At 70.4% G+C, this 2,353-nt stretch carries 3 protein-coding genes; 1 reads left to right on the top strand and 2 read right to left on the bottom strand.

Annotated elements, in window-relative coordinates; translation table 11 throughout:
• Positions 1-32 precede the first annotated feature (32 nt).
• Entirely contained in the window at positions 33-632 is a 600-nt protein-coding gene (locus ACWDS7_RS47935; RefSeq protein ID WP_451934744.1) for a TetR/AcrR family transcriptional regulator, read from the top strand.
• 141 nt (positions 633-773) lie between these two features.
• Here the strand turns inward: ACWDS7_RS47935 and ACWDS7_RS47930 are convergent, their stop codons facing one another.
• Both ACWDS7_RS47930 and ACWDS7_RS47925 read right to left on the bottom strand, forming a co-directional pair.
• On the bottom strand, positions 774-953 hold the full coding sequence (locus ACWDS7_RS47930) for a hypothetical protein (RefSeq protein ID WP_451934743.1): 180 nt from the start codon (positions 951-953) through the stop codon (positions 774-776).
• A gap of 276 nt (positions 954-1,229) precedes the next feature.
• A partial coding sequence (locus tag ACWDS7_RS47925) for a pentapeptide repeat-containing protein (RefSeq protein WP_451934742.1) occupies positions 1,230-2,353 on the bottom strand: 1,124 nt, incomplete at its 5' end.

Here is a 2,353-nt window from a genome sequence, read left to right as displayed (position 1 = left end):
GGAACTCCCCACATCGCAACGAGGGAGGGAGCATGACGATGACGCATCCGGAGTCGCCGACGGGCACGCGGCCGCGCAGGGCGGACGCGGCGAGGAACGTCCGGTCGCTACTCACCGCGGCGAAAGCGCTCTTCGACGAGCACGGGCCCGACATCGCGCTGGATGAGGTGGCCCGTCGGGCGGGCGTCGGCAACGCGACGCTCTACCGCCATTTCCCCACCCGTCAGGATCTGATCGTGGCGGTGTATGCGGGCGAAGTTACGACGCTCCAGGAGGAAGGCGCCGCTCTGCTCCAATCCGAGCCGGAGGCCGAGGCGCTGTTCACCTGGCTGGACAGCTTCGTCGTGCACGTCGCCACCAAACGCGCCTTGGCGCTCGCCGGAACCGAAAACAACAACGAGCGTCGCACCGAGCTGTTCGACCAATGGCATAGGTCCATGCGATCGACTGCACAGAAGCTGCTCGCCCGAGCCCAGCAAGCCGGCACCCTGAACACCGGCCTCACCGTGGATGACCTGCTCGCCCTGACAAACGCGGCCGCCATCGCGGCCACCGGCGCGGAGCACGCACAACGGCTTCTCCGGATCATGCGTCATGGCTTCGCGGGCATCCCAGCGCGTCCCGACGAATAGCCATGGAACGGGTGCCACCGAAATACGGAGGAAACGGGCCGCGCGCCGATATAGGCGCTGGTCAGCGCCCCGCGAGGGTCACGTGAGCGGTGGGCTGGCCGATCTTGAGAATGCGGGCGGCCTCGGTGACATGGCCGCCGGTCAGGTCGAGGTCGATGAGGGTGGCGCCGGCCAGGTCCAGGTGTATTCCCCCCAGAAGGCCGGTGCGGCAGGGGGGTGGAGCGCTGGTCCGCGGGGCGACAACCCCGGCTGGTCCAGCCCTCGCTGGGAGTTGGCCCACGCCAGCAGCTCGGAGAACGGCAGCATCACCACCAGCCCCACCCCATGATGACGAGAACGGTCTGGGCCGCCAGCCGCAGCCGTCGTGTCCATCGCGAATCGATCGACGACGTCTCCTCATCGGGCTCCTTCGCCGACGTTACCGGTCGTGATCTTGGTCGTGACGGTACGCCGCCGCACGCTCGCCTGCCCAGCGCTCACCGCGTTCCAGCCCCGGGTCGAGCTCGACCCGGTGGCGTGGCGGGAACGGAAAACGCGAGAAACCGCAGGCCAGACCTAAAGCCGTTGGATTTCCGCCGTTTGCTATGGGGACCCCCATCAGGCAGGCGTTGAACCGTCGGGCAGGCTCGGGTCCGCTGTTGTCTTGGCCACCCGCTCCAGCCGCCCCCTGCCGTCGGGGCACGCCACGACCGCCCAGCCCATCGGCCAGGAATGATCGGCCTCCGGACGCCGGACAATCGCTTCGTCGAACATTGCGTTCCCAACGAAGGTCGCCTGGTCGAACCAGGCCTCCTGGTGGAAGGTCGTCCCGCCGAACATGGCGTTCCCGGTGAAGGTCGCCCCGTCGAACCAGGTGACCCCGGTGAAGGTCGCCCTGTGGAAGTCGACGCGGGTAAGGCGGCAGGAGAGGAAATCCAGGTCGATGAGAGCGGCACCGGCTAGGTCGACATGCATGCCGGGCCAGAATCGCGCGTCGGCGGGTTGGCTCTCGCGCTGCTCGAGGGTGCGTTGGTCGCGCAGGTGGTCGGTGAGGATGCGTTGGTCGGTGAGGCGGACCTGGCGTTCGCCTTCGGTGTCCGGGCCGGTGTCGGCGCCGGCTGGGGTGGGTGGGGGTGTGGTGCGTCCGCGGGCGGCGGTGCGTAGGGCGTGGTGGCGGCGCCGGGCGGCGCGCAGGGCCTCGGCCCGGTCGGCGGCCGTATCGGGTCTCGGGGGTGGGGTGTACGGCATGCGTAGGTAGGCGCAGATGACGTTGACGATGGTCTGGCGGTGGCCGGGGTTGTCCTGGGCCAGGCGCTCCAGCGCGTACAGGCCGGCCAGCCGGACGGCGGCGCCTGCGTGGCCGAGCTGCTCGGCGGCCTTGGTGTACAGGTCGGTCACCCGGCGTTCGGTGGCGTCGTGCTTGGTGTTGTCGGCCACCTGCTCGGCCAGCGCGGCGTTGCGCTCGGCGATCTGCTCGGTCAGCTGGGCGTTGCGTTCGGCGAGGTGGGCGGTGACGTGCGCGGCGTGCTCCTGGTGACGCTGACGGCGGAAGGCCGGCATCAGCGTGACCGCCGCGCCGACCCCGGCGCCGGCCGCCGGCGCGGTCTGGATCGCGCCCTGACGGGCGGTGGCCTCGGCCGCGCTCCACCCGGCCGCCAGCAGCAGCCAGGCCAGCCCGCCGACCACCCCGCCCACCAGCAGCGTGACCGGCACGATCCACCACACCGCCGGCCGGGGAGTAC

It is taken from the genome of Streptosporangium sp. NPDC003464, from assembly GCF_053588315.1.
This window is presented reverse-complemented; position numbering and strand designations above follow the sequence as displayed.